The organism is Comamonas nitrativorans (genome assembly GCF_042654765.1).
Classification (GTDB): Bacteria; Pseudomonadota; Gammaproteobacteria; order Burkholderiales; family Burkholderiaceae_C; genus Comamonas; species Comamonas nitrativorans.
In genome coordinates, this window is record NZ_JBHSEW010000014.1 from 33,236 (window position 1) to 60,217 (window position 26,982).

Annotated in this window: 19 protein-coding genes, 2 tRNA genes and 3 pseudogenes; 22 read left to right on the forward strand and 2 right to left on the reverse strand. The window is 55.7% G+C overall.

Going from position 1 to position 26,982, the window contains the following annotated elements; translation table 11 throughout:
- Positions 1 to 109: 109 nt before the first annotated feature.
- The 22 genes and pseudogenes from ACFO3A_RS13880 (at position 110) to tnpC (ending at position 25,397) form a co-directional block, all read left to right on the forward strand.
- The gene (locus tag ACFO3A_RS13880) at positions 110 to 1,414 is read left to right on the forward strand and encodes a rubredoxin (RefSeq protein WP_377727505.1); all 1,305 of its coding nucleotides are present in this window, start codon (positions 110 to 112) and stop codon (positions 1,412 to 1,414) included.
- 97 nt (positions 1,415 to 1,511) lie between these two features.
- The gene (locus tag ACFO3A_RS13885; protein ID WP_377727508.1) at positions 1,512 to 2,372 is read left to right on the forward strand and encodes a hypothetical protein; all 861 of its coding nucleotides are present in this window, start codon (positions 1,512 to 1,514) and stop codon (positions 2,370 to 2,372) included.
- Positions 2,372 to 5,398: an NERD domain-containing protein gene (locus ACFO3A_RS13890; protein WP_377727511.1), complete on the forward strand. Its 3,027-nt coding sequence runs from the start codon at positions 2,372 to 2,374 to the stop codon at positions 5,396 to 5,398. Before ACFO3A_RS13885 ends, ACFO3A_RS13890 begins: the two co-directional genes overlap by 1 nt.
- A 209-nt stretch (positions 5,399 to 5,607) precedes the next feature.
- Positions 5,608 to 5,880 carry a hypothetical protein gene (locus ACFO3A_RS13895; protein WP_377727513.1) on the forward strand — a complete coding sequence of 91 codons (273 nt, stop codon included), beginning with the start codon at positions 5,608 to 5,610 and terminating at the stop codon, positions 5,878 to 5,880.
- Between the two features lie 506 nt (positions 5,881 to 6,386).
- Complete coding sequence (locus ACFO3A_RS13900) at positions 6,387 to 7,151, forward strand: Hachiman antiphage defense system protein HamA (protein WP_377727516.1); 765 nt, start codon at positions 6,387 to 6,389, stop codon at positions 7,149 to 7,151.
- Positions 7,151 to 10,669: a DEAD/DEAH box helicase gene (locus ACFO3A_RS13905; RefSeq protein WP_377727519.1), complete on the forward strand. Its 3,519-nt coding sequence runs from the start codon at positions 7,151 to 7,153 to the stop codon at positions 10,667 to 10,669. Before ACFO3A_RS13900 ends, ACFO3A_RS13905 begins: the two co-directional genes overlap by 1 nt.
- A gap of 534 nt (positions 10,670 to 11,203) precedes the next feature.
- The gene (locus tag ACFO3A_RS13910) at positions 11,204 to 11,836 is read left to right on the forward strand and encodes an integrase (RefSeq protein WP_377727521.1); all 633 of its coding nucleotides are present in this window, start codon (positions 11,204 to 11,206) and stop codon (positions 11,834 to 11,836) included.
- 24 nt (positions 11,837 to 11,860) lie between these two features.
- Complete coding sequence (locus ACFO3A_RS13915) at positions 11,861 to 12,049, forward strand: AbrB/MazE/SpoVT family DNA-binding domain-containing protein (protein ID WP_377727524.1); 189 nt, start codon at positions 11,861 to 11,863, stop codon at positions 12,047 to 12,049.
- Between the two features lie 319 nt (positions 12,050 to 12,368).
- On the forward strand, positions 12,369 to 12,980 hold the full coding sequence (locus ACFO3A_RS13920; RefSeq protein WP_377727526.1) for a DUF6088 family protein: 612 nt from the start codon (positions 12,369 to 12,371) through the stop codon (positions 12,978 to 12,980).
- Positions 12,973 to 13,845, forward strand: coding sequence for a nucleotidyl transferase AbiEii/AbiGii toxin family protein (locus tag ACFO3A_RS13925; protein WP_377727528.1), 873 nt, complete (start codon positions 12,973 to 12,975; stop codon positions 13,843 to 13,845). The genes ACFO3A_RS13920 and ACFO3A_RS13925 overlap by 8 nt, the downstream gene beginning before the upstream one ends.
- Positions 13,846 to 14,195: 350 nt before the next feature.
- Positions 14,196 to 14,269: transfer RNA gene (locus ACFO3A_RS13930), tRNA-Cys, on the forward strand.
- A gap of 6 nt (positions 14,270 to 14,275) precedes the next feature.
- Positions 14,276 to 14,351 (forward strand) — tRNA-Gly (locus ACFO3A_RS13935).
- A gap of 234 nt (positions 14,352 to 14,585) precedes the next feature.
- Positions 14,586 to 16,445 (forward strand): annotated as a pseudogene (locus ACFO3A_RS13945) (tyrosine-type recombinase/integrase).
- Between the two features lie 106 nt (positions 16,446 to 16,551).
- Positions 16,552 to 17,711 (forward strand): annotated as a pseudogene (locus ACFO3A_RS13950) (IS30 family transposase).
- 184 nt (positions 17,712 to 17,895) lie between these two features.
- Positions 17,896 to 18,111, forward strand: a complete 216-nt coding sequence (locus tag ACFO3A_RS13955) for a hypothetical protein (RefSeq protein ID WP_377727555.1) — start codon at positions 17,896 to 17,898, stop codon at positions 18,109 to 18,111.
- Positions 18,112 to 18,140: 29 nt separating this feature from the next.
- Entirely contained in the window at positions 18,141 to 18,320 is a 180-nt protein-coding gene (locus ACFO3A_RS13960; RefSeq protein WP_377727532.1) for an IS3 family transposase, read from the forward strand.
- 468 nt (positions 18,321 to 18,788) lie between these two features.
- Positions 18,789 to 20,627 (forward strand): Z1 domain-containing protein, encoded by a 1,839-nt coding sequence (locus ACFO3A_RS13965; protein WP_377727534.1) that lies wholly within the window; start codon positions 18,789 to 18,791, stop codon positions 20,625 to 20,627.
- A 444-nt stretch (positions 20,628 to 21,071) separates the two neighbouring features.
- Complete coding sequence (locus tag ACFO3A_RS13970; RefSeq protein WP_377727537.1) at positions 21,072 to 22,250, forward strand: hypothetical protein; 1,179 nt, start codon at positions 21,072 to 21,074, stop codon at positions 22,248 to 22,250.
- Positions 22,251 to 22,637: 387 nt separating this feature from the next.
- Positions 22,638 to 22,799: a DUF3024 domain-containing protein gene (locus ACFO3A_RS13975; RefSeq protein ID WP_377727557.1), complete on the forward strand. Its 162-nt coding sequence runs from the start codon at positions 22,638 to 22,640 to the stop codon at positions 22,797 to 22,799.
- Positions 22,800 to 23,062: 263 nt separating this feature from the next.
- The gene (gene tnpA / locus ACFO3A_RS13980) at positions 23,063 to 23,464 is read left to right on the forward strand and encodes an IS66-like element accessory protein TnpA (protein WP_377727540.1); all 402 of its coding nucleotides are present in this window, start codon (positions 23,063 to 23,065) and stop codon (positions 23,462 to 23,464) included.
- The gene (tnpB, locus tag ACFO3A_RS13985) at positions 23,461 to 23,790 is read left to right on the forward strand and encodes an IS66 family insertion sequence element accessory protein TnpB (RefSeq protein ID WP_377727542.1); all 330 of its coding nucleotides are present in this window, start codon (positions 23,461 to 23,463) and stop codon (positions 23,788 to 23,790) included. Before tnpA ends, tnpB begins: the two co-directional genes overlap by 4 nt.
- A 65-nt stretch (positions 23,791 to 23,855) precedes the next feature.
- Positions 23,856 to 25,397, forward strand: a pseudogene (gene tnpC / locus ACFO3A_RS13990) (IS66 family transposase).
- 13 nt (positions 25,398 to 25,410) lie between these two features.
- Here the strand turns inward: tnpC and ACFO3A_RS15680 are convergent.
- Together ACFO3A_RS15680 and ACFO3A_RS13995 are read right to left on the reverse strand one after the other, a co-directional pair.
- Complete coding sequence (locus tag ACFO3A_RS15680) at positions 25,411 to 25,569, reverse strand: transposase (RefSeq protein ID WP_465251383.1); 159 nt, start codon at positions 25,567 to 25,569, stop codon at positions 25,411 to 25,413.
- 251 nt (positions 25,570 to 25,820) lie between these two features.
- A complete protein-coding gene (locus tag ACFO3A_RS13995) occupies positions 25,821 to 26,699 on the reverse strand; it encodes an FRG domain-containing protein (RefSeq protein ID WP_377727546.1) in 879 nt (292 codons plus the stop codon).
- Positions 26,700 to 26,982: the final 283 nt, after the last annotated feature.

Sequence of the window (26,982 nt, forward strand, 5' to 3'; positions counted from 1 at the left end):
AGCGTTTGACGCCGTTCCCTTAGGAGGAGGTCAAGGCGATTCGCGCCACGGAGCAGGCTCGGATCTTTGGGCAAGGTGAACTTGATCTGACCCGACAATCAAAGTCCAGATGAACTCAGACCGCTACGAAACCAGCCGCTTCGCGCAATGGTGCCGCGAGCACCAAGGCCCCTACACGCCTTTCGAGGAGGCGGATCTGCGCGGCGAGGCACGGGCGGCGCTGGTCGAATCCATCAGGGCGGGAGACATCACCAGCCTGGACGGCATCGAGTCTCCTTTGTCCAGACGCATCGCCGCCCACCATCGGGTCTCGGCATTCGAGATGAACAGCAACTGGGCCTGCACATCCCAGTCCTGGACATGTCCCTGCTGCGGGCGTTCCAAGTTCCAGATCTCCCGTGTTGGCAGAAAGGGGCAAGTCCTCGCGAAGCTGGTGGTTCACCATGACCACGTCGGCGACGCCATGAAGAAGGCGTTCCACGCAGCTTTCGCCGCCGAGGGGACCGACGTCGAGCAGATCACCGGTCTCAAGCTGGTGGAGCGCATGGGGAGCGCCTTTGCCGCTTATGAGGAAATCCTTGTCTGCGAGGACTGCAACAACGTGGACGCCGAAGCTAAGAAGCTGGTGGGGTCGCCGCCGTATTTCTCGTTTTCACCCGGGCAGATTCGGCAGTTCATTGATCCCGCGAACCATCTCCCGCATGCGATCGTGGAGCCGCTGGCGCACGCGGCCTGGCTGGAAGCAATGCCAGCCTATGAACTGCGCATGAAGCTCATCCGCGCCGTGGCCCGAGCCGCGGCGACGGATGCCCACTGGTACGAGCCTCATGCTCGACCACCGGAACCCATCCCTGTCTTCGGCATTCACAAGCACGGTGTCGAACTGGAAATCGCTCGATGGGTCTACCCGAACGAGGCCCTGCTGAAGGCCCTGGGCGCCAGCACGCACGTATCGACACCGAATCTGTCGCGCTGGCGCCAGATCACCCAGAGGCCGGGCAAAGCGCCACCTGGGAACTATCTCGCGATGCTGCGCAGCGAGGAGTCGCATGGCCGCCACTGGGATGCGCTGCCCGAAGACTGGCGGTGTCCCCTGTGCCACCGGAAGAAAGCAGAACTGGTGTACGTCGGAGACCGGGGAAAGATCATCTTCGCGCTGAAGCTGGTCACCGGCCGGGGGCCCTGGAGCACGCTCAAGACGATTTGCAACCACTGCGAATCGACGCGCATGAGCTTGAAAAGAGAAGCCGCCGCGCTGGCCGGCAAGCCGCCGCGCGACAGCTACAGCTTTGTAACGCCCGAAGAACTGGGCAGCATCATCTCGGGCAGGTCCCACTCCCCTCATCTGATAGACGAAGAAAGAGCCGAGGAATTGCTCGAAGTGGTCGTTCGGCGCATTTCCGAAGAATCATGAACGTTTCGCTGCGCGTTGGCTCCATCACCCCGGTAGCCTGTGGGCATTCGCTGGGAGGCGTGTCCTACTCAAGGGCGTTGAAGCCAGCATTTCGCACATGGCGGACGTGCCCGCCTATGGGAATTCCTGCTTGAGCTTGAACTCGTTGATATCCAGCACAGCGCGCAGATACCCGCGTGGAACAGGCTTGTACTGCACGGAAATTGTTCTTGATTTTCGGATGGAACAGGGCGGCTCAGGCCTGTCTGGTTTCCTGCAGTCGGCTTCAGGCCGATGGCTGCCTCTCACACAGTCGCCGGCGAACAGTTGCTGCGATCAAAAGCCGACAGTGAAGACGAGGGATGACGCCTTTCTGAACGAACACCTCAACGCTCACCGAGCGGCACATCGCGGCAGACCCCTAAGCCACGTCCAGCAGATCGCCAATGCGCTGGGCGTTTCCCGCCAGCATGTCAACCGTCTGTTGCTGGCCGGCCGCATCCCTGGCGCCTACAAGCTGCCTTCCGGCGAGTGGCGGCTGTTCGGGTCGATCACTGTCCGGCGCAGCGTGCGAGGCCCTGGGGCGAGCTACCAGCGGCCGCGCCCGGTCGCTCCCCAGCATGGGAAGGCCGGCCAATCATGCTGGGGGTACACGCTGACCGGGTTTTGGCAGGTCTATGACCCGCATGAACATCTGCCGGAGCAGGCGAAACAATATGGCAACCGGATTCAGCAGCCGGAAAACTTTGATGGAAAATGTATCAAGGCAATAGGTTCGGCTTACGGAGGAACTATGGACTCGTTTTCCACGCGACAGGGTTATCCAGGGCCGGCTGCAGAAATCAGCATCCGTCACGAATCTCCAGAAGCGCTGAGAGCCGCAGTCGTCTCCATTGTCTACCAGTGCGGCCTCGCACCCAGCGAACTCCGTCTTGTGCTGTGTCGGAATTTGGCACGTCGTGTGGGTAATACAAGCTGATGAGCGCAGCAGTTCACCGCGGTGGCGGCATTCGTCTCTTCATCGGAGAGCGCATCGAACACGTTTCGGAACGCGAGATCCTAGTCACCGTTTGCGAGGCTCTAAACAAGGGCACCGGATGGGGCTACATATTTGCCAACTTCAACGTTAGCGGGCGTCAGGTTGATGTCGCGATCTTCTCTGCCACGACCACGCTTGTCATTGAGGCCAAAGGGTACACCCAGCCCGTCAAGGGTGGAGTGAACGGCAGTTGGACTCAGGTCGGACCGTATGGCAGCCGAAAGCTTCGCAACGGGTACATGCAAGCTCTGGATGCCAAGAATGCATTGCGTGATGTCATGGCCGGGCTATTCGGTCCTCTTCCCGGCTATCCCAACGCCTTGCTCGCCATTGCTCCGGCAGTTCCTTCCGGATCCTCGTTGCCGCCGAGTGATTTCAAGGTGTCCATTGGTGGGCAGGATGCGGTCGAGGCTGCGCTCAGCGCAACGTCAGGAGCGTTGTTGAGTGAAGCGCGATGCGAAGCTTTGGCAGCACATTTGGACCTTGAACGCGTATCGGGACGAGATGCAGCAATTCACGAGGCTGTGCTCGCATCAGAACGAACTCTGTTGAGGTATGAGTCTTCCTTCTTGGGGTTTCACGGGCCAACTGGTAAGCGACTCGAAGACGATCAATACAACCTTGGCGACAAAGTGATTTCGGCATCTGAGGTTCTGGAGAAGGCGCTTTTGTCGCGATCTGCGCTCCTGATCCGGGGGCCTTCAGGCTGTGGGAAGTCTTTGCTGAGTGTACGCATCGCCACGGAATGTCTACAGGCCGGAGTGCTGCCGATCCACATCCAAGGTAAAGATTTCGAGGGCAAGCTACAGAAGATCATTGACGCTGAACTTGGACTACTCGGCACTTCCGCACGCGATCTCCTTGCGAGCCGACACCTTGGAAGGCAGCTCGTTCTGTTTCTTGATGGCTACAACGAGTGTCCGGAGCCTTTGCGCACTGTTTTGACGCGAGCCCTTCAAGCTTTCTCCTTGCGCTATGGAGCGGGCATTGTTCTGACCTCACAGGGCGCCCTGGCTAGGCAAGAGCTTCTGTCAATCGAGGAGATTCTTGTCAGTCCGCCGCAATCCGCGCTGAAGTCACGGCTCGCAAAACTTAGCCCGGAAGATGAGAACTTCACGAACTGCCAAGCTCTCCTTGGAATAGCACGCTCAGGGCTTGAAGCAGAACTTATTGGGCAGGCCGCCGCATTGTTGCCCGCCGGTGCGAGTAAATTCCTCATATTCGATACGGTCTCTCGAAGGCGCCTCGGCGATTCCGCAGCGGCGGGAACACGTGCGCTGTGCGGGTTTGCTGACGAACTGATCTCTCAAACTGCATTCAGCTTGTCCGTACGAGAATTCGACAGGTTTTGCGATGCTAGGGGCGTGACAGACGCGACGCGGCACGTGATCCTTGAGTCGCGGCTCGTGTCTCAGCGCGGCGACAGAATCAGCTTCTCCCACGAGATGTTTTTCTCCGCCTTCATGGCGGAATCTGTGGTTCGCGCGGCACGCAAAGATTCGGCGCGTGTGCAAGCTGTGTTGAGATCCCCGCGGTTCCATGGCGCCAAGGTTCTCATCGTTGGGGCGATTGAGGACGATTCGACGCTAAGGGATGTCCTCGACAAGAATACTGACCAGGGCATCCTGGAGTCTTGCGTCAGAGGGGAGTGCGGGGACGCGGCCAGACGTATCGTGAACGCAAGGCTTGACGTGCTGCTCGCGGAAATGGTTGCAGAACCTTCTGACTTGCACTTCCTACTGAATGGCGAGGGATGGCATAGCAGTTCGATTGAGACTGCCGTACATCGGCCAATCCTCTCGGCGTTTGCAGCTTTTCTTCCTGCCATTGGCTGGCTTTTGATGCAGGGTATCCACTTTGATCAAGTTATGACGGCGTGTCGTGCAATGGAAGGGAGGCTTGTCGAAGCCAACCGCGATCTCTATGAGGAAGCAAGGACTAAGAAGGTGCCGCTTCGGCATGAGATCTTTAGCCAAGCCTATGTGTTCAATCGCGAGATCGCGCTGTCGCAGCTTGTGTGCTTTATCCACAGTGGCGGCCTTAGCTTGCGCCACAATTCAGGGCTTGAGTTTGGTACGGCCCTCAAAAATGCATGGAGCGAAGCAAACACGCATAGCGAGTTTTACTTCCTTCTGGGAATCACCAAGTTCACGGAGCATGCATCTTGGGCCGCGCCATATGTATTGAATCTTCTTGAGCGGTTGACGACCTTGCCGTACCACCTACAGCTAGACACGATGGATTTTTGTGTTTACGTGAGAGACGTGGATGACGTGGTCAAAGCCAAGATGATCGCAGCGCTTGAGGGTTCCATGGACAAGCTCGGCTGGCTCATGAACTCCATGATCTTCGATGCGCTGAAGGGGTTGGGTGGACTGGACGCCGAAGAAGAAAACTACAGAGCGGTGGTCGTAGCGGAGATCGAAAGCGCTTTGTCCAAGCCGGGGCCGCAGGCCGATACGGAAGCCTGGAATGTCTTCTCACGCCAGTTCGACCACCCGTATGACAACATCTATTGGGAGGAGGTCGACAATCTCGCTAGCGAGCAGAAGCAGCAACTCCTTTTCAAGGCACTCAAAGGGGTGAGCTCCGAGTATGTTTCGTTTGTCGGAATTCTGATTCGCCAGCTCGCAGACTTTGGTGACCCAGTAGTTTCCGAAGCCATTGAGCCATGGCTTAGGTTGCCAGACAAACGCTCGGTCATGCCACAAGATGCGGTCGAGGCATTTTTCGCAGCGCACGAAGCGATGGGAAGTTTGAGCCTTTCCCTTCCTGCTGCTCAGGTGTCTCCTCTCGATGTCGACGAAACAATGCGAGCCTGCGGGGAGTTAGCTTACTGGGCTTGCCGGCTGAGCGAATCTGAAATCGAATCCTCGTCCCATACTCTTAGAACGTGTTTACGATCTCCGCGCGGGTGTGCCGTCGCGGCCTCGGGCGCTCTGCGGCGTTGCAAATCCTCGCCATAGCACCGCTATGGCTGCGGTTTGCGTCTAGCAGCCCATCCCGATCCGCTTCCCGTACCCCTTCGCGCCGAGATCGTAAACACGTTCTTAGCGCGCGCACTACGTTACTGGCTCACTCCGCTTCCAGCAGTGCAGGAGCACTGTGGTCTTCAACATCTCGAATGTTGTCTTCGGATGATGCAAGAACTAACGTTGCAAAGAGCTATCCGAAAATGGCCGTCGTCATCTGTCGCGATGCACTGAAGCATCGTGAATCTCAGAAGTCGTACCAAGAGCACGGGTTCAAGGATGATCGAGCACGTATTGCTTCTTTTTCCATTCAAGTGATTGGGCAGTTTGGAGACGTCGACGACTTTACGACGTTGCGCACTCTTTGCGATGACGAGGGGCTGGGTCGTGAGGCTCTCGATGCGATCAAGAGGATTGAAGATCCGTATCCGCTACCGGCAGTAAATGCGTCAACAGGCACATCCAGACTCAACTGAAGCCTCCTTCCGCATGACGGCTTCACGCGGTGCAGCGTGAGTACCTCAGCAGCCGCCAACCGCTGCACAGCACCTTCCACTACTTGGAGACCGGTCAAAGGCTGATCTGAGTCATTCACAATCCAGCGTCAAAATGGCAGTAACCCCCAACACCAGCCGTCGAGCGTCACCTATCCTGAACGGACGGTCAACTCTCTGAAGCGCGCGCTCGACAGCGCGGCTCGTCGTGCCCGGGCTCGGATGACCGCCTCTGCGCTTCGCGACGGACTTATGTCGGCAAGGAGCTGACGTTCGCAAAGCGCGGCTTTCGAGCTGCCTATTGATAGGCATTGCATCCAAACTGCGAAGTTGAATCAGGAGACCCGGACATCTGGCAAGTTACTATTGTTACCTTGAGCACCTCGTGCGCGGCAGCATGCGCCTCGCCGTCATAGGCCATCCGCGCTGAGATCGGGAGTATTAGCCGTGCGGGTGCAAGGACTCTCCATAGTTTAAGGTTCTATCGCATGACGCGCTTCGCCGAATGGTGCACTGAGGTCGTTGTTGGGTGCAGCACGCCCCATAGCCACACGATGCTGACCGCAGATGCATCGAAGTTTGATGCGTCTGTCGCTATCGTGGCAGATGTGATGCCCGAGCATTTCTTGCCGCCAAGCCGGCTGGCCGAGATGTTCGCTCGCCTGCAGCGGCACGAAGTTGCGGAGTTGATTCAGAACAGGCTACCGGAAAGCACGCAGCTCAAGTCAGGCGATCTCGGCGAGGTGTTATGTACTACTTTCGTTCGTGAGAAGACACCGTTCACGCTGGGCATCAAACGTCTTCAGTTCAAAGACCACCGAAACATGTCGATGCGGGGCGACGACATGTTGGGCTTCAACTTGAACCCTGTGACTGGCAAGCTTACTGTGCTCAAGGCGGAGTCCAAGAGCAATGCAACCATGCCAGCGGCCACCGTCGCGAAGGCTCGAGAAGCGCTGTCCGGCTTTGGCGAGCTGCCGTCGCCCTATTCAATGGGATTCGTCGCCGACCGGCTGGTAGACCCTGCTGACAAGCCCTTGCGGGACGCAATCGACGACGCTCAATTGAAGAAGTCTCTGAGACCCAGCGATGTCTCACACATGCTCTTCGCCTTCACGGGCAACGACACGACCGCGCTGTTGAAAACAAACTTGAGCGGCTACACCGGGCGCGTAACCCAACACTATGTTGGGCTGCGGGTCACCGAGCATCAGAAGTTCATCAAAGCCGTCTTCACGGCCGTGGGGGTCTAGTGGCATCCACACTGGAGGAGCTGCGCTCCAACATCCGTGAAGCGGTTGAGGCAGGTTACCGTCAACAGCTGCTAGCGAGGGGGCAGGCGCGTGGCATGATCTGGCGTGCGGGCGAGCTGCCGATCGATGCGCCGGATTTCAGCCCACTTCTGTCGGAGGACCTACTCTCGTTCGGCTACTCGCTGCTACTCCATGGTTTGCGGTATCTGGATCTGGGTGGCGACTTCGAGACTGCGCGACAAGCCTTCGAGGTTGCCGCGGAGTCTATCGAGGCCGTCGTCGCGCGAGGGCAGTTGGATGAGACGCGAGATTTCCACCGTCTAGTTGCAGGAAGCGCGTACCACTTGGGGCGGTTCTCGGCGCGCGCGTACTCACTCCTGAGGGCTGACTTCGAGCAGGCCAACCTGTCTGTCGTTGAGCGATGCCTCGCACAACTGGTGTTGCGGGACCTTGCTGGGGTGAGCCGTGCGGTCGCTGGCTGGTTCGAGTCGGGCGCCGGTTCCGACGACAACGTCATGGCTGCGCTGGAGCCTCTAATCGAAGTAAACGGTCAGGGGACGACCCTGGAAGACGCCGAAGGTGTAGCTGAGGCCCTCTTGCTTGGCTTAGAGGGCAACTTTATGTCGGCGATGTCTCAGACACTGCTCGCTCTAGAGCGGGGCGAACAGCATCTCATCGGTGAAGCACAGGAGCGTCTCAGGCAGGGCTTGTCTGTTGCGGGGGACATGAATTTCGTCGGCCAGTGGTGGGTGCATCGCTTGGCGCTATACATCGTCGACAGCCTCTGGTCCAGCGGCTTCCACGCGATCCTACCCCTATCCGGTCCCGATGGTGCAGCGATCGGCGATTGGGCCTCGTTGCGCAAACTGTTCATCACCTCGCTGCTGTGCCGAGGTCGGTCGGAGATTGAGCTCTGGCCGTCTCAAATTGAAGCGGCGAAACGTGTGCTGGAGTACGACGCCAATCTTGTACTGTCACTGCCCACAAGCGCAGGAAAGACGCGCATCGCAGAGCTTTGCATCCTAGCGTGCCTGGCAGCAGGCAAGCGAGTCGTTTTCGTCACGCCCTTGCGTGCGCTGTCTGCTCAAACAGAGGTCTCGCTGCGCCGCACGTTTAGCACGCTCGGCAAAAGCGTTTCGAGCCTCTATGGCAGCATCGGTGTCAGCAATAGCGATGTCGACACGCTCAAGTCGCGCGACATCGTGGTGTCTACGCCCGAAAAACTCGATTTCGCCCTTCGGAGTGACCCGACACTCTTGGATGACGTGGGGTTGGTGGTCCTTGACGAAGGCCACATGATCGGGCTCGGCGAGCGGGAGGTGCGCTACGAAGCACAGATTCAGCGGCTGCTTCGGAGGTCTGACGCAGCTTCCCGGCGCATCGTCTGCCTTTCCGCCATCCTGCCTGATGGTGATCAGCTCGCTGACTTCACTGATTGGCTCACCGCCGACCGGCCCGACGGACTCATCAAGAACGGTTGGCGTCCAACGCGGCTTCGATTCGGCGAAGTTAACTGGAATCCCGAGACTAAGGTCGCGCAGCTGAACGTGGTGGTGGGAGACGAGCACCCGTTCATTCCCAATTTTGTCGTCGGCAAGAGGACATCCAATCGTGCAAACGCGGCGATCGTCCCCGGATCGCAGACCGATCTGTGCATTTTTACGGCGTGGCGTCTGATTGAAGATGGTCAGTCGGTGCTGGTCTTCTGTCCGATCCGCGTGTCGGTCATGCCGTTCGCCAAGCGCATCATCAAGCTAAGCCAAGGAGGGCTGCTCCCGCCGATCATGACTCCTCCGGCCGCCGCTATCGCGGCCGCATTGGCCGTCGGTGCTGAGTGGTTCGGCCCGGATCACGATATCTTGAAGTGCCTTCGCATGGGTGTGGCGGTCCACCATGGCGAGTTGCCCACCCAGTTCCGCAAGGAGGTAGAACGCCTGCTCCGTGAAGGTATCCTGAAGCTCACGGTGTCTTCCCCCACGCTCGCGCAGGGGCTTAATCTTGCGGCCACCAGCCTCATCTTCCACGGGCATTCCAGGCATGGCGAGGCGATCGACGAGTCGGAGTTCCGCAACGTCGTCGGTCGAGCTGGCCGCGCCTATGTCGACATTGAAGGTTTGGTGCTCTACCCGATGTTCGACGAACACGAGAAGCGGCGAGACGCCTGGAAGCGTCTGATCCGCGGCGACAAACAACGTGAGATGGAGAGTGGCATCCTCCGACTGCTTTACTGGCTACTGGACCGCATGGCCAAGAAGCTTGGGACCAGGGACGTCGATGCCTTGCTGGCGTATGTGGCAGGTCAGGGTGCTTGGAGCTTTGCAGCGGTGCCTGGGGAGCGAAAGAGGTTGGCGGAGGCCGCGATTGAAGACTGGCCGCGTCATCTCACGAGCCTCGACACTGCCATTTTCAGTTTGCTTGGGGACGTGCAAGTTGCAGATGAAGAACTTGAGTCAAAAATCGATGAAGTGCTGACGTCATCGCTTCTGATGCGCCGGCTCGCTCGAAAGAGCGAGGGTGTTCAAACGGCGCTTCTCGCTGGTTTAAAGGCTCGTGCCAAGCTGATCTGGTCTGGCTCCACAGCCGCGCAACGGCGCGGCTATTTTCTCGCCGGAGTTGGCCTTGAGACTGGGCGAAAGCTGGATGAGAAAGCCGACGAACTTGAGCTCTTGCTGCTCAGAGCGGATGCCGCTGTAGATGACGGTGAGGCAGATGAAGCTGTGCAAGCGATCATCACTTTCGCCGAGATTGCTTTCGAGATCCCCCCATTCAAGCCGAGATCGCTACCCCTCGATTGGCGAGAAATCCTGGATAAGTGGCTGAGGGGAGCACCTGTTACCGAACTTGGTGAGGACGATGCCGACGATGCGATATCCCTTATAGAGCATGCATTCGTCTACAACTTGCCGTGGGCAATGGAAGCCGTGCGGGTTCGTGCGCAGGCCCACGCGCCTGTTCAGGATCCATTCGACCTGGACGTCGACCTGCTGCTGAATTCTGGTAGCGGCAGTGCCGTTGCCGCTGTCGAGACGGGAACGTTGTCCATTCCGGCTGCGGTACTGATCAAGGCCGGCTTCGCGTCGAGGCTTGGCGCCATCAGTGCAGTAGTTTCTACAGCCGCGAATTTCGACGACACCAAGGGCCTGCGTGCTTGGCTTTCATCGGACACTGTGCTGGCTTGGAGCGCCACCCCCACCTGGCCGACCGAAAATTCGCACGAGCTGTGGAAGGAGTTCACTGCTCCGCATGGAGTAGGCAACGTAGCACCGTGGACTACGACGGGGTACACCGGACCGGTTCAGTGGAATAGTGGCGTGCCGATGCCGCCCGGGATACCCTTGCGCATCGCCGGCTCCGGATCGAAGGCCGGCGTCATCTACAGCAGCGACTACCGAGAGTTGGGCAGAGTTCGTTATCCCTTCAGTCAGATGGCCATCGGCCTCACAGTGGCAACGTCGAACGGTGCGGCAGACCGAATCTCGTTTGAATATACCGGACCGAATGACCTCATTCAGTCCTGATGTACCCGCGCCGGATCTAAGCGCTGGCGCTCGCGGCCATCAATGAGCCATGAGTAGCTGAGCCTCAAAGGTGTCACACTTGCCCCGGTTTCACCTGCCAGTGCGGCTAGAGCTGCATACGAGCACCGGAGGCGTAGCGCATAAGGTCACCGCTAATAGGGGCACATCCGATCGCTTCCGGGTAGTCAACTCGCGAACATCGCTGGCCGCACCGGGTCGATACGTGTCGGCCAGCCCGTTCCGTCCAATCTCCGCTTCCGCTACAGACCTGCCGGCCTCTTCGGCTACCCGCGATCAACGGCTCCTCGACGACGCAGCTCAACGTCGAGAGGATGGCAACTGTCAGCAATCGCTGCAAAGTTGTCACTGGGAAGATGACGGCCACGAGGCTTCTCCTGTCGTTCTTGAACCATTGCCCATGGCATTTTCTCTGACCGATTCCAGGTGGCTGATTGAGTGGGCGCTGATCCGGTTGCATCGTTGACACAGGAGACAAAGGAGAACAAGCTGACAGCTTTCTGAAGGAGAGTTTTCTTGCCGAACGCCATGAGACTCATCGCCGGTCGCTTGCCTCGAGTAACGCCGGATGAAGTGCGTCGATTTGTCGGCACCGTGGAGGTCCGTGATGCTGAGGCCTTTGCCGCCGAACTGGAGGTGTTCATGCAGGAATGGCTGCTGCGGGTCGAATTGCCCGCGTCTCTGGAGATGGCGTTGTCCCGACAAGCAGCGAAGCATGCCTTGGTTGTCCAGGCCGCTGCCTTGAAGGCAGATCCCCGCTGGACGCCCGGCAGGACAGATATCCAGCGCGGCCGCGAGGCGATGCTGGAAGCCTACGGCCAGCCGCACAACCTGCCGCTGCCGGAGTTTGCCCGGCTGGCGAACAAAGTCCGCCAGCAGATCTACAAGGACATCGACGCGAGACGACTGCTGGCACTCAACGTTGGCCCCCGCGGGCGCAAACTGCCCGACTGGCAACTCGATCCGGTCAAACACCGACTCACCCAGGCCATTTTGAAGGGAGCGCCAGGAGTCGATACGTGGACGCTCTATCGGGCCTTGTCCGACCCGCTCGAAGGACTGAATGGCCTCTCCCCGGTCGACGCCGTGACGGAGGGTTCGATCGATGCAATTGCCAAAGTTGTCTTCAACATGCTGGGCGTGTATTGATGAACAATGGTACGGAGGTGCGAAATGTCCTATCGCACAAAAATCGAGCAAGGAACTCCAGCCCTCCAGGCATTCCTTGGACTACTGGACAAGGATATTGATGCCGGACGCCATCTCCAGCCGCTGCCGGACGACTTGCTCCAAGCCATGCGGACCTTCGCTTGCCATGGAGCCGCCTTGGACGAGGACGTCGAAGGCGATCTCGCGCTCTGATGACCGAGGCTGACGTCAGGGAAAGCAGCGCCGTGTTCGGCGTTACTTATCCCATTCGGATGACGGAACGCTGGCGCATCCTTCGGCCAGCTGCACAACTTTCCACTGCCGGAGTTTGCCCGGCTGGCGAATAAGTTGCGCCAGCAGATCTACAAGGATCTCGTTTTAGGCCTGAGCGCACGCTCACATCGAGGCTGTGATCCCGCGGCCCTGCTGAAGAACTCGGCAAAAACCAGGTGCCCGTATTGCCCTTGAACGAGATGGGTGACGGGTGTTAGATTTTTAACTAAAATATCTAACAATCAAGGTCAATGCAGCCATGAGCACGTCCCAAGCTATCCGTGAACGCATCGCCTCGCAACCCGCAGGCGAGCCCTTCACCCCCGCATTGTTCGCGGGGCTGGGTTCGCGTGCGGCCATCGATCAGGCTTTGATGCGGCTGGCGAAGGTGGGTAGCGTCGAGCGCATCGGTCATGGCCTGTATATCGTGCCCAAGGCCGGGCGGTTCGGCATCAAGTCGATGCCTGCGCCCGAGCAGGTGGCGCGAACCGTGGCCGAGGCGGAAGGGGCGACGATCGAGGTTCATGGGGCGGAAGCCGCACGGCGCCTGGGACTGTCCACGCAGATGCCGGCACAGGTAGTTTTTCAGACCACAGGCTCCTCGCACCAGCTTCGGCTGGGCAAACTGGTCGTCCGGCTACAGCACGTGGCGCCGCGCAAACTGGCGCTGGCTGGGCGGCCTGCGGGGCAGGCGCTGTCGGCCCTCTGGTACCTGGGGCGCAGCCAGGTCACACCGGACACGTTCAAGCAGATCGCGAAGAAACTGCCGGTGGGCGAGTTCGAGGCGCTGAGCGGAGCCAAGGCGTTGATGCCGGCCTGGATGGTGGAAGCCCTGGCCCGCTACGAGCGAAGCGAACCGGCCCATGCCTGAATCCACGGCGCACTACTTCGATTTTTCCCTGGCCGAGCAGGCCGAGTTGTTGCATGGCCTGGCACCGGTGCTGGGCCGCCGCGCTGAAATCCTGGAAAAAGACATCTGGCTGTGCCAGGTACTGGGTGTCTTGTTCGCGCTGCCGATTCGCAAGCCGATGGCGTTCAAGGGTGGCACGTCGCTGTCCAAGGTCTATCAGGCCATCGAACGTTTCTCCGAGGATATCGACGTCACCATCGACTACCGGAGTCTCGTGGCCGATGTGCCTGACCTTGCAAGCCTTTCCAACACCCAGCGCAAGAAGCTGTCCGATGCGCTCAGGGTGGCTTTGGTGAAGCACGTCACCGAGGAACTGGTGCCGGCCCTGCGAGAAGCGCTGGCGCAAGCGCTCCCCGCGCATGAAGTCACCATCGAAGTCAGCGACGACGCGGAGAAGCTCTGGCTGTATTACCCGAGCGCGGTGGAGAACACGGATGCCTACCTGCGGCCGAGCGTCCTGCTCGAATTCGGTGGGCGCAATGCCACGCTGCCGCAGGACACCATGACGATCGTGCCGGATGTGGCTGCCCACGTGCCGGTGCTGGCGTTCCCGACTGCCCAGGTGGCGGTGCTGTCACCGATGCGAACGTTCTGGGAGAAAGCCACGCTAATCCATGTCGAGTGCCATCGTCCTGATCTGCGTGCCGGCGCCGAGCGGCTGTCGCGGCATTGGTATGACTTGGCACGCCTGGCCGATCACGAAGTGGGGCGCAGGGCACTGGCCGATACCGAGTTGCTGTGTGACGTGCTGCGCATCAAGGAGACCTTCTACCGCAGCGGGTTCAGTCACTACGAGTTGTGCCAGACCGGGGTGGTCTGCGGCTGATTCCCGATGCCGCGTTGCTCAATGCGCTGCAACGAGACTACCAAGCCATGCTGGATGCCCAGATGTTCTACGGCGAGACCCTGGTCTTCGATCGCATCGTCGAGCGCCTGACCGCGTTGGAGAGGGAGATCAATTGCCAAGAATGAACCGCGGCTCGCAGCAGATAGATGGACGCTCGTTGGACGTGCTTGGAAGTCGATGGACAGTTCTGCCGTCGAGGGCGCAAAATGGGGCTATAATCAAGGTCTCCGCTGATCACCCCAGAGGAGAAAGTGATTGGGAAACAACGACTTAGTGCCCTAGTGCATGTCTGATTTCCCGCTCCAAACGTCTTGAAGACGAAAGTCTTGGGCGCGATAGCAAAGCGGTTATGCAACGGATTGCAAATCCGTCTAGTCCGGTTCGACTCCGGATCGCGCCTCCAGAAAATGCGGGAATAGCTCAGTTGGTAGAGCGCAACCTTGCCAAGGTTGAGGTCGACGGTTCGAGACCGTTTTCCCGCTCCAGAATTTTCGTCCATGGACATCCACCAACGTCCATAGATAATTGAAAGAAGGCCGAAATCTTTGCGTTTCGGATTTTTTTTCGTCCAGCGACATCTACTGACATCCACCTAAATCCACGCGATTTCAGTCCATTCTTAAGTCCATTTTTTGAGCCGCGCTCGCGGCAGGATGGACTGACTTTCAGACAGCTTGCCCGCAGAGATGTTTCAATCCAGGCCTTTTTCTGGAGACATCATGAGCCTGACGGATGCTGCGACACGACAAGCAAAAGCCACCGGTCATCCCTATACACTGGCCGATTCGGATGGGCTCTCATTGGCGGTTTCTGCCCAAGGCAGCAAGTCGTGGCACTTCCGCTACTACTGGCAAGCCAGACAGAAACGCATGTCACTGGGCACCTATCCTGAGGTATCCCTGCGCGATGCTCGATACCTGCGCGACCAAGCCCGTGCCCTGCTCAGCAAGGGCATCAATCCCAGGCTCGACCGCAAACGAAAACGGTAAGCTGTTCATCTGGCGCAGGCCAACAGTTTCGAAGCGATCTACCAACAATGGCTGGCGCATCGCAGACTCGAACTGCAGGACGGGCGACAAAGTACCTTGTCGCAGATGCGGCGGATTTTCAGCAAGGACGTCTTGCCCAAGGTGGGCAGATTCCCCATCCACGAAATCAAACGGTTTGATCTGCTGGATCTCCTCGGAAAAATCGAAATGCGGGGCGCCCTGACGACAGCAGAAAAGGTGCGTACCTGGCTCAACCAGCTATACCGCTATGCATTGGTCGTTGTTGACGGGCTGGACAACAATCCTGCTGCTGACCTGGATGTCGTGGCACGTCCCAAACCACCGGTCGCACATCATCCGTTCCTGGCCTTACGTGAGCTACCCGAGTTTCTGCGTGCCCTACGAGACTACGATGGGAGATCCATCACAACCCAGTTGGGCATTCGGTTGCTGCTACTGACGGGTGTGCGTACAGGAGAACTGCGTCTGGCCGAACCCTGTCAGTTTCAATTGGACCAGGGGCTATGGCTCATACCGCCGAACAACGTCAAGCAATGGCAGGTAGGGTTGCGACGAGGCAGCCGGCGAGCCCAGGATATTCCTGCCTATATCGTTCCCCTATCCATACAGGCCATCGAAATCGTGCGTTATCTGCTGGAGCGAGTGAAGCCAGCACAACGCTACCTGCTGCCGCAGCGTAGTGATTTACGAAAGCGCATCAGTGAAAACACGCTCAACGGTGCCTTGAAAAAGATGGGGTATCAGAATCGGCTCACTGGCCATGGCATCCGGGCCACGCTCTCGACGGCCTTGAATGAAATCGGGTATCCACGTGTTTGGGTGGATGCGCAGCTTTCGCATGTGGATCCCAGCAAAGTCAGTGCTGCGTATAACCACGCCGCTTACGTCGCGTCCCGACGCCAGATGATGCAGGATTGGGCGGATAGGCTGGATCTGCTGGAGCAAGGCTATGTGGAGCAGGCGCTGGTGCCACTACAGATACATGTCAGCTCGACGGTGGCAGAGGATTCGTTTGGGAATTTCAATCGGCCAATGACTGGATTCATGACCGGTGGTGTGACTGAAACCGCTTCTACGCTGATCGCCCTTGAGGCAGACGAGCCAGTCAAAGTATCTGATCATCCCCATCGCCTATCGGCTGTAACCCGAGACAATCAAGTACAGAAGGCTGGAGCGGGCACACCAATACAGCGAAGCTGTCAGGCAAAGATTGATGCGTACGAAGCGCCACACAATCTGCCTATCCCTGCCTTTGCGAAGCTTGCGGGGAAGTCGCGGGATCAGATCAATCGAGAAATCGCGTCAGGCCAACTGTTAGCTGTGAGTTTTGGAAATCGGGGAAGGCGTGTTCCCGATTGGCAATTGGATCCTGTGCGGCGGAAACTAATTCAATCAGTTCGACAAAGAGCGCCTGAGTTTGATGCCTGGGATGTGTACTGGGCGATGCTGCAGCCGTGCATATGTTTGAATGAGCGAGTGGCTGCATATGGCGTAGCAGAGACAGATCGTCGATATGCTGAAGAAGAGGTGGTGCGAAGATTGAATTCAAAGCAGCGGCCACAGCAATAATAGATTGCCGCAACAGTCCTACCGCACTGCCACATGTCTGCTTTCGGCTGTGGATTCAACTGGTCAATGCAACACAATGACTGCCACTGGCGCAAGGAGTGTTGGCATGAAGCAAAGACCGCGGATTTACTACACCGAAGCTCAGAAAGCCCTGATGTGGGATCGCTGGAAAGCTGGTGATACCTTGCACGAGATCGGCAAGCTGTTTGACCGACCACACACCTCCATTCATACTATCTTGAGTGCAACGGGTGGCATTCGGCCACCAGTGAGGCGTCGGTCTCGCTGGGCGTTGACCATGTCTGAGCGAGAAGAAATCTCCAGGGCGTTGGCCGCAGGTGAATCTATCCGCTGCGTTGCCGGCCGCTTGAAACGAGCTGCGTCGACCATCAGCCGCGAGCTCCTGCGCAATGGCGGCAAGACTGGCTACCGAGCAACAAAGGCAGACGAGGCTGCCTGGGGGCGGGCACGTCGCCCAAAGATGTGCAAGTTGGCCGCAATCCTGCGCTGGCACAGATCGTGGCGGGTAAATTACAAAGTCAATGGTCGCCCGAGCAAATAGCAGGGTGGCTCAAACGAACTTACCCGGACGACAAGGATTTGCAGGTGTCTCACGAAGCCATCTACCGCACGCTATTCGTCCAAACCCGCAGGGCCTTGAAGAAAGAGCTTCTGGAGCACTTGCGGCGCACCCAAGGGATGCGTCGCTCACGCCACTACACCCAGAAGACCCCCATCCATGGCCGAATCGTTGACGCCGTGCCCATCAGCGAACGGCCTGCCTGCATTGAGGATCGGGCCGTTCCGGGGCACTGGGAGGGTGATCTGTTGTTCGGCGATGCCTACAGCCAGATTGCCACGCTGGTGGAGCGACACACCCGCTACGTGATGCTGGTTAAACTGGTGGACAAGGACTCCTACACCGTCGCTGCGGCGCTGGCCAGGCATGCACAGACCTTGCCGCAAGAGCTCTACCGTTCCTTGACCTGGGACCGGGGATCGGAGATGGCGGGACACAAGCGATTCACCGTGGCCACCGACATCCAAGTCTACTTCTGCGATCCGCAGAACCCATGGCAGCGCGGAACGAACGAGAACACTAACGGGCTACTCAGGCAGTACCTGCCCAAGGGCATTGACATCTCGGGCTACTCGCAGGAGGAGTTGGATGCGATTGCGAGAAAATTAAACGAGCGGCCCAGAAAGACCTTGGGGTACAGAACTCCGGCTGAGATGTTTAACGAATGCGTTGCATCGATCGGTTGAATCCACAGCCAGGAACGGACGTTTGCTTGGTTGATTCCGATGTCCGGTGAAGGCACTCCGGGCATGTTGCGTGCATGAGTGATGCGCAGGTGCCTAACATTCTGCAGCGCGACTTCTGCGCAACCGCGCCCAACCAGAAGTTGGTGACCGATGTCACCGAGTTCAATGTGAAGGGCCACAAGCTATACCTGTGTCGGCCTGCATGGACTTGTACAACGGCGAGATCGTCGCGTACCGCACGGCAAGACGCCCGGTCTTCGAGCTAGTTTCCGGCACGCATGAGGCAGCGCTTGCGCGGACCAGATGTGCAGCCGAACTGATCGTGCACTCGGACCAAGGTTGGCACTATAAGATGCAGCCGTATCGATGCTCGAGAAACGTGGAGTCAAGCAAAGCATGAGCCGCTAGGACAACTGCTTTGACAACGCGGTGATTGAAAGCTTCTTCGGCACCCTGAAGGCTGAGTATTTCCATCTTGCCGCGCCCAACAGCATTGATGCGCTCGAAGCGGGTGTGCATGATTACGTCCACTACTACAACCACGAGCGCATCAAACTCGGGCTGCATGAGCTCAGTCAGGTAGAGTACCGAGTAAGAAGCACCGCCTGATCGGCGATATCCTGACCGTCCAACTTTTGGGGTCAGTTCATTTTCGGGGCGATTCGGTATGCAGTGAGAGCTGGCTCCTTATCGCCAACGGAAGCAGGGGCTTTGTCTATCTTTTCTTGAAACATTTTGCGATAATTAAAGTCACGATGAGACGAGTGACAATGTGCTAGATATTCACCAACATTGTATTTCCCGATGTGTCGCCAATTTCTTGATGACAACTATTATGCGCGGCCGGCGTTTCAAGCTTGCACCGGCATGGGCGATATTATTCAGAAGCACGCGGGAAATACCCGCTACACCTTCAGATTAATGACGGAGGAACTCAAAGTATAATCTTCGGATCAAATTGAAGACTCTTCGAAGCCAATCTGGATGAGAACGAGGAGTATAGCCATGTATTCGCTATATAATGGGCACTGCAGCTAACAAGTGTAAGATTCTACCTAAATAAATAGGAGGGCAACGATGGACTGGGGTAGCATTGTGGGAAACGTTGGTGGGAATCAATATCAGAACCGTCTCGCAGAACTTGCATCAAACAATATCGATACTCGCTCTATTGAAGATACAGTTGAGAAAACTGTAAATAATTTAAAAAAGGGTTGCGGCAGGTCGTTTGTTATTTTTGGAGAACCTCAGAGCGGAAAAACCGAGATGATGATAGCTCTGAATGCAAGGCTGCTCGATGAAGGAGCTGGCATCATTGTTAATCTTCTTACTGACAGCGTGGACCTTTTAGAGCAAAGCTTGTCCCGGTTTCGCGCTTCAGGTCTCAGCCCATCTCCCAAACCATTTAGTGAGCTGCCTCATCAGCCGAAAGACCTTGGCAAAAAAAAGTGGGTCATTTTTTCAAAGAAGAACGGCAGAGATTTAGAAAAACTCATTACGCTACTTCGCGCTCGAAAAGATCTTATTGTTATTGATGACGAAGCCGACTTTGCATCCCCCAACGCGAAGGTGAACAAAGACGAAAAAACAAAGATCAATCAATTAATACACGATCTTTTGGGTGAGGATGGCCAATACATAGGTGTCACGGCAACACCGGCCAGACTCAATCTAAACAATACATTCGAGAACGACAGCGAGCTGTGGGTAGATTTTCTTCCTCATCCGTACTACGTCGGTCAGGATTTCTTTTTTCCAACGGACGGTAAGGTCAATTACCGCTTACATACCTTTAATGCAGATGAGGGATCGGAGAGAGGTGAATTAGAGAATGCCATCCTTCATTTTCTTTGTGGAGTCGCAGAGCAGCATAAGCGTGGCCATAAAAAGAATTTCACGATGCTAATTCATACCAGCGGAAAGCGTGATGAACATAAAAATGATATCGACGTAGTGCAAAGTACAATCACCACTCTCTCCACATCATCACATTCTGGTTTCAAGCGAATCACCAAGAAGCTAGAAAAAATAGCAAAAGAATATTCTCAAGACCACTCTGACTCCATCGTAGAGTTCGTGCTCAGAAATATCGATAGACACAGCATCGTTGAAATAAATTCCAAGGGCCAGAGCGGCAAAGTATCTGATATTGCTAAGCCAACTAGCTTATTCTCTTTCGGCGCTGGAGGAAATATCATTTCAAGAGGAGTGACTTTTGATAATTTATTGTCAATGTACTTTACGCGAGCGGTGCAGGGGAAGTTTGCACAAGATACTTATATCCAGAGAGCACGAATGTTTGGTTCTCGGGAAGACTACAAGGAATACTTTCAGTTGTGGATTCCTGCTGAGCTCCTGAAGAACTGGAGTAAATGTTTTGCATTTCACAAGCTCGCAATTCATGCCATGCGCAGTAAGACGGGCGCACCTGTATGGATGTCTGATCACAAGACAATTCCAACGTCTGCCAATTCCATTGATAAATCAACTGTGGACTTCGAAGGCGGTGAAATGTCATTCGGTTTGTTTGAGTTTGATAAAAACAAATATGATTTACTGATGACCAGGCAAGGTCGCTCAGATCAACAAATGCTAGACGCACTGCGCGATAACTTTTCAGATAACGAATTTCCTGCGTACCTCTACGAGTATCTGACGCAAGATCTAACCGCATCAGGAACTAATATTTCATTCCATAACGCCAGCAGCTTTGGTACTGCATTGAGCAACTATACCGATGAAGAAATTCGGGATATTCGTCGTAAAAAAGGAATTTTTGCAAACAACGAGTTCGCTAGAAGTGAGCGCCCAGAAGCAAGGCATCACTTAAAGGTGTTCTATAACAAATTCGGTAAGGCTCGCCTATTTTATAAGATAAATGGGAGCTCCATTAAATTTATCCAGAATAGAAAATGATCACGGACGCTTCAAGGTATTATGGCTGTGTGCTCCACCACATCATAGATCAATCTGAACAACACGTAAGCATATGTTCTCTTGATGATGATGTGCCAGGATTTTATCTGGTAAACAGCAAACTGCCATTCTACATTAAGTATTCTACGAGTCGAACTGGCCCTTGGAGTTTTAATTTTCAGATGGCCCATCAAGAGCGACTAAAAAATATTTTTGACAGGTACAGTGAGTGTGTCACAGCATTTGTATGTGGACGTGATGGCATAGCCACACTGCCTTATGTCGAATTACAGACGATACTCGATTCTAACCTTGGTCCGCAAGAGATAGTCTCAATACGACGGCGTCATAATCACATGTATCAGATCAGGGGGCGTAATGGGGTCTTGGATAGAAAAATCTCGCGGAATAGACTTTCTGAGATACTAAAGGAATGACACTCTAATGAAGCATATTCACCCATTTCCGGCTCGGATGGCGCCTGAAATTGCGCTCGAAAAAATAAAGACACTAAAGCCGGGACAAACTGTTTTAGACCCTATGGTCGGTTCGGGCATGGTGCTGTCTCAAGCTGTGCGTAATGGAATCAATGCAATTGGCGTTGATCTGGATCCGCTTGCGGAATTGATCTCACGTGTTGGAACTACGGCAGTAGACGAGGACGAAGTCAAAAGGGGTTTGAATGTCCTGCTTGAGAACTGTTCGGAGATATCGGACCCAGTATTTCTGCCATGGATCGATGAAGACATCGAAACTAAAAAATTCATCGATTTCTGGTACGCCCCCAAGCAAAAGAAGCAATTAAGAACACTTTCGTTCCTCTTAATTTCCCAACCTATAAGCGTGTCGGATGATGTATTGAATATTATAAAAGTTGCTTTGTCTCGCCTTATCATAACGAAGGAGCCAAAGGCTTCGTTGGCTAGGGACACCGCTCATAGTCGGCCGCATCGGACAATTAAGAAAAATAGCTTTGATGTAATTAGTGCAATGCAGTCGTCTTTGAATCATGTATTAAATGCACTAGATACTACGTCATTAAAATCGAAGGCAAAGACGTATTTGGGTGACGCACGGAATTTGACAGTGGTTGCAAACGATACGATCGACTGCATCGTTACCTCTCCTCCCTACCTAAATGCAATTGATTACATGCGAGGACATCGTATGTCACTTGTTTGGTTGGGCTATCCTCTTAAGAGTCTTCGCGAAATTCGTGGAACGTCTATAGGAGCTGAGCGTGCCCTAAACGGCGAGTTCAGCAAAGAATTCACAGAAATGCTTGCTAAACTTGACTTGGGCCAACTTGAAGACAAAAATAAAAATATGCTTGATCGATATTTTTATGACCTAGTGCAGCAAACTAAAGAAGCGTATAGAGTCCTAAAAAAGGGTGCCACCGGAACGTATGTGATTGGAAACTCAACAATCCGTGGAACCTATGTACCAAATAGTGAGTTTTTGAAGCGTGCAGGGATGCTTGCTGGTTTCGATGTTTTGGGGGAAACGGAGCGTGAGATACCTAACCACCGACGGTATATGCCTATGGCGGTAGGTGTTGGAAATGGCTTGGCGAACCGCATGCGCACAGAGCACATCATTGACTTTAGGAAACCCCTTTAGGAATTTTTCAAACCCTACACCTCGGTGTTTGTCAACAAAGATGTCCGTTTTTTCAAGCAACGTGACTCCAGTATTTCGAGTCATTACCCTGGCCTTTCGGCGGATTTAACCAGGCTTCTGTGACTGGCTGCCAATTGCGTGTTTGACGGCCTTTCCAGCGATCAGTCATGGCTTTCTTGGCCTGCGCATAAACCGCTTTGCGGCGTATTAGAATATCTCTTTCTTGCCCTTGATTGAAGCGAGGTTAATTATTTGTTACGTGGGACGCTCTTTCTATCAGAGGAGCGCCCAAAAAGTCCAATAGCCAAATTGCTGAACTGCTGCCACATCGTTGGATGCCGCTGAATTGAACGTCAAGGGTGCGTTTGGCGACCGCTTACGATACCCATCGCAAAGGCGACGTGGATCAGAACGAAAAAGGCCTGGAAAGTCTACTGGAGACGAGCTGACCTTCGATGGCACAGCTATGAGCCTCTGGCACATGTGCGTACTCCGGATAAAGTGCTAGAGGGAGTCGATGCAGATCCCTATGGTTGCTTCTGGGGCTAATCTGTTAGCCCGTGCAGCCTAGGCGTCAATGTGTGATGCTTGGACGGTTACGGATGATCGACCGACAGCTCACAATACCGAACTCAGGCCTTGGCCGACTAGACTTTTAAACTGTCCAACTTCTGGGGGGCAGTTCAATTTTTTTCAGTCCATTTTTTGAGCTGCGCTCGCTGCAGGATGGACTGTAAGCGTCCAGCGAAGTCACCTTGAGTGAGAGCCAGGGATCGAAGAGCATACGTGTCCACTTAACCAGGTGGACACGTATGCACTTAATGCCAGAAGCAACCATAGGCCGTCGGCGTCGGTACACGGACGAATACAAGGCGGAATTGTTGGCGCAATGCCAGCAGCCGCATGTTTCGGTAGCGGCGATAGCGCAGGCGCATGGCATCAATGCCAATCTGCTGCGCAAGTGGATACGGGAGCAGGATCCGGCAGTGGCATCAGCGTCGAGACTGGACGTCACAATGATCCGCCCGGTGCCTGACTTCATCGAGTTGAAACCTGCCGCGATGACGGATCCATCGCTCGCTGCTATGCATGCCTCCTCAGTCCGAGAGCAGATCACAGTAGAACTGCCGTCGAGCAAAGGTCCTGTTCGCCTTCACTGGCCCGCCGAGCATGCCGACCGCCTGGCAGTGTGTCTGAAGGCGTTGCTGACATGATCCGCATCGAGCACATCTGGCTGGGTGTGGAGCCGGTGGATATGCGCAGCGGCATGGACAGGTTGCTGATGCAGGTGGTGGCGGTGTTCGGTCGCGCACAGCCGCATCACGCGTACCTGTTCGCCAATCGCCGAGGCACCCGCATGAAGGTGCTGATCCACGATGGCTTCGGCGTCTGGATGGCGGTACGCCGCTTGCACCAGGGACAGTTCGCGTGGCCGACGCTGGGCAGCCACGTGACCCTGTCGGTGGAACAGGCACGTGCTCTGGTGGTGGGTCTGCCATGGCAGCGCATGAATGCGGATGGCAGCCTGAGCGTGCTGTAGCCACAGTGCGCAATCGGGAGCATCGCCAATGGTGCGATGGCATGTTGCGTGGCATCATGATAGCCATGTCTGACCTGCCCGTTCCCGACCTCACCCGACTGGATAACGCCGCCTTGCAAGCGTTGGTTCAGCAGTTGACAGGCCAGGTCGAGCGGCTGAGCCAGGACAATCTCTACAAAGAAACGCGCATCGGGCAACTGACGCACGAGTTGGCGATCCTCAAGCGTTACCGCTACGGCAAGAAGAGTGAGCGCCTGACAGGCGAGCAAGGTAGCCTGCTCGATGATGCGGTGGATGCCGACCTCGCGGCGGTAGAACAGGAGCTGCTGCAACTGAGCAGCACGCAACCGTCCGCTACACCCGCTACGGCACCCAAGCGTCAGGCGTTGCCGCCGGCGCTGCCGCGCACCGAGATCCGCCACGAACCGGACAACACGACCTGCCAGTGCGGCTGCCAGATGCAACGCATCGGCGAAGACGTCTGCGAGAAGCTGGACTATGTGCCAGGCACGTTTACGGGGGAACGCCACATCCGTGGCAAGTGGGCCTGCCGTCAATGCGAGACCATCAGCCAGGCGCCCGTGTCTGCGCAGGTGATCGACAAAGGCCTGGCCACCGCAGGTCTCTTGGCCCAGGTGCTGGTCGCCAAATACGCGGATCACCTGCCGCTGTACCGTCAGGAAACGATCTATGCACGGGCCGGTGTCAAACTGGCTCGCTCCACGCTGGCAGAATGGGTGGGAGTCTGCGGCGTGCGCCTGCAACCGCTGGTCGATGCGCTGCGTGCCGAAGTGCTAGCGCAGCCTGTGCTGCATGCGGACGAAACGCCGGTGCAGGTGCTGCAGCCTGGCAGCAAGACCACGCATCGCGGCTACCTCTGGGCCTATGCGCCTGGCGTGTTCCAGGACCTGCGGGCCGTGGTGTATGACTTTACCGAAGGCCGATCCGGCTCTCACGCCCGGGCGTTCCTGGGCGACTGGCAAGGCAGCCTGATCTGCGATGACTACGCGGGCTACAAAGCCAGCTTCGGTCAAGGCGTGACGGAAGTGGGCTGCATGGCGCATGCCCGGCGCAAGTTCCACGAACTGCACCAGGCGAATAAAAGCCAGATCGCCGAACAGGCGCTGGCCTTGATCCAGGCCTTGTACGCCATCGAGGCCCAGGCAAAAAGCCTGACGCCGGAAGAACGACAGTGATTACGGCAACAACAAGCGCGGCCACTGGCCGATGCGCTGCACGCCTGGCTGCTGGCACATCGGGAAAAGGTGCCGGGCAATAGCGGCATCAGCCGGGCCCTGGATTACAGCCTGAAACGCTGGGCGGCGCTCACGCGCTACCTGGACGATGGTCGCTTGCCTATCGACAACAACTGGATCGAAAACCAGATCCGGCCGGTGGCGCTTGGGCGCAAGAACTGGCTGTTCGCGGGCTCGCTGCGGGCGGGACGGCGGGCGGCTGCCGTGATGAGCCTGATCCAGTCGGCCAGGCTCAATGGGCATGATCCGTATGCCTATCTGAAGGATGTGCTCACGCGGCTGCCGACGCTGCCCAACAGCCGCATCGAAGAACTGTTGCCGCATCGGTGGCAACCCGACGCGATCCGTTAAAGGACAACGGCTGCTAACGCGGCCGTTCGTCAATGTGCGTTGCCCGGACGGTTACCCTCATCCCAGGATTACTCAGCCCGAACCACGGCTGCATGAAGTGAATCCGCAGCATCGAATCTATCGGATACGGCTGGCGGCCTCGCGTACCTTGCTCCGGATAGTGTTTCGCTATCTCGCTTGCTAGGCAATCTCACGGAATCGTCTTATCCATCTCACTCAAAAACTTTTCACTGCATGTCTGCTTGCGTTTGCCGCTGAACTTCGCCTCCGTGAAACTCAATTGGTTCATCCTATATCTCTGGGTGGTGGCTTGCTCCTCTGACAGACTGCCCGGTGATTTTTTCAGAATTTCCTTAAACAATCAGTAGCGAGTATCTATTGTGCCCGAGGGGTATAGCTTGCTAAAGAAAAAACCTTATTTAATTAAACAGTCCAATTCTGCCTAATATGTTTTGCAGCAAACTCGATCTCAGGAAACAATGATCTAGAATTTATGTTAAGCGCGTCGAGTTGACTCAAAACATCCCTCTTAACTCCTGCGGGAACAATAATTCTATCAACTCCAAGTCCTTTAGACCTATCGAGTCCGAGATACTCCAAAAGCCCCGATACCACAAAGGCACCCGACTGAGCAATTATTCGTTTATTATTTTTTGCCGGATACACAAAAAAATATTTCCGCAAATCAAGTGGTTCGAGCACATCGAGAAAATAGGGCTTCTCTGCCCGAACAAACTGCATAAGTCTTTTCACTGCTGGCAGCGAACGAAAATCTTTCTTCTGATCTTCACTCCATGCATACCCGCTCCCTCCAAACTCCTTATATTTTTCCTTTATTTCCTCCCTCTCCCGCTGGGATAGTCTTGACATATTACAAATCACACTAATGACATCACTATCTGCAAATTTTTCTCGACTTTTCTTAAAATCAAGAACATGCACCACGCCATCCACACCCTCGACACTATCGTCGTTGCAAGCAAAGTACAATGCCACAAGTGGATTTAAGCTCACATCAACAAGTCGTGTTGGCGCACTGTAGTGCTGGGCTCGTACCAACTTATCAAGCATACTCTTGTCTGAACCAAACTCGCCTGGCGCCTCTACTAACAACTCGCTTAATATTTGGCTTTCAGCGTCAGGTTTAAAGTCTCGCATTATAGATGGTCGAACTTTCCAAGTCATGTCAGCCTGGCCGCGGTAGCAATATGGACCGGCATCACTATCCATTCTATCAACTCTGGCTTCCCTAAGCTCATATACAATCGAAAGATACGAAATCAATCCATCATCCGCATTCACACGATGCGGTATTTTTAGGCTTAGCTTTTACCATAACCCCATAATTCCTCATGAAATTGCCACCTAGATTTTTACAATTAATTCAAAATGAGCCATCAAATTTTTCATCAATCAAGACGGCCCCAATGAATTATTAATTTTACGCCATGAATTGCCTAGAGCCTGTTATGAACTTTGCTGTGTGAGCGCGAAGCCGCAGGTAGAGTTTGCGGATGCGCCGCAAGCCCTACCCGACGGACGTCAGCGATGAAGAATGGAGTTTCGCTGCGCCCTACCTGACCCT

Excerpts from the sequence above, each read along its gene's own strand:
- ACFO3A_RS13880 (WP_377727505.1), top strand. The coding sequence starts at position 110 with ATGAACTCAGACCGCTACGAAACCAGCCGCTTCGCGCAATGGTGCCGC.
- ACFO3A_RS13885 (WP_377727508.1), top strand. The coding sequence starts at position 1,512 with ATGGCGGACGTGCCCGCCTATGGGAATTCCTGCTTGAGCTTGAACTCG.
- ACFO3A_RS13890 (WP_377727511.1), top strand. The coding sequence starts at position 2,372 with ATGAGCGCAGCAGTTCACCGCGGTGGCGGCATTCGTCTCTTCATCGGA.
- ACFO3A_RS13895 (WP_377727513.1), top strand. The coding sequence starts at position 5,608 with ATGGCCGTCGTCATCTGTCGCGATGCACTGAAGCATCGTGAATCTCAG.
- ACFO3A_RS13900 (WP_377727516.1), top strand. The coding sequence starts at position 6,387 with ATGACGCGCTTCGCCGAATGGTGCACTGAGGTCGTTGTTGGGTGCAGC.
- ACFO3A_RS13915 (WP_377727524.1), top strand. The coding sequence starts at position 11,861 with ATGTCCTATCGCACAAAAATCGAGCAAGGAACTCCAGCCCTCCAGGCA.
- ACFO3A_RS13920 (WP_377727526.1), top strand. The coding sequence starts at position 12,369 with ATGAGCACGTCCCAAGCTATCCGTGAACGCATCGCCTCGCAACCCGCA.
- ACFO3A_RS13925 (WP_377727528.1), top strand. The coding sequence starts at position 12,973 with ATGCCTGAATCCACGGCGCACTACTTCGATTTTTCCCTGGCCGAGCAG.
- ACFO3A_RS13965 (WP_377727534.1), top strand. The coding sequence starts at position 18,789 with ATGGACTGGGGTAGCATTGTGGGAAACGTTGGTGGGAATCAATATCAG.
- ACFO3A_RS13970 (WP_377727537.1), top strand. The coding sequence starts at position 21,072 with ATGAAGCATATTCACCCATTTCCGGCTCGGATGGCGCCTGAAATTGCG.
- tnpA (WP_377727540.1), top strand. The coding sequence starts at position 23,063 with ATGCACTTAATGCCAGAAGCAACCATAGGCCGTCGGCGTCGGTACACG.
- tnpB (WP_377727542.1), top strand. The coding sequence starts at position 23,461 with ATGATCCGCATCGAGCACATCTGGCTGGGTGTGGAGCCGGTGGATATG.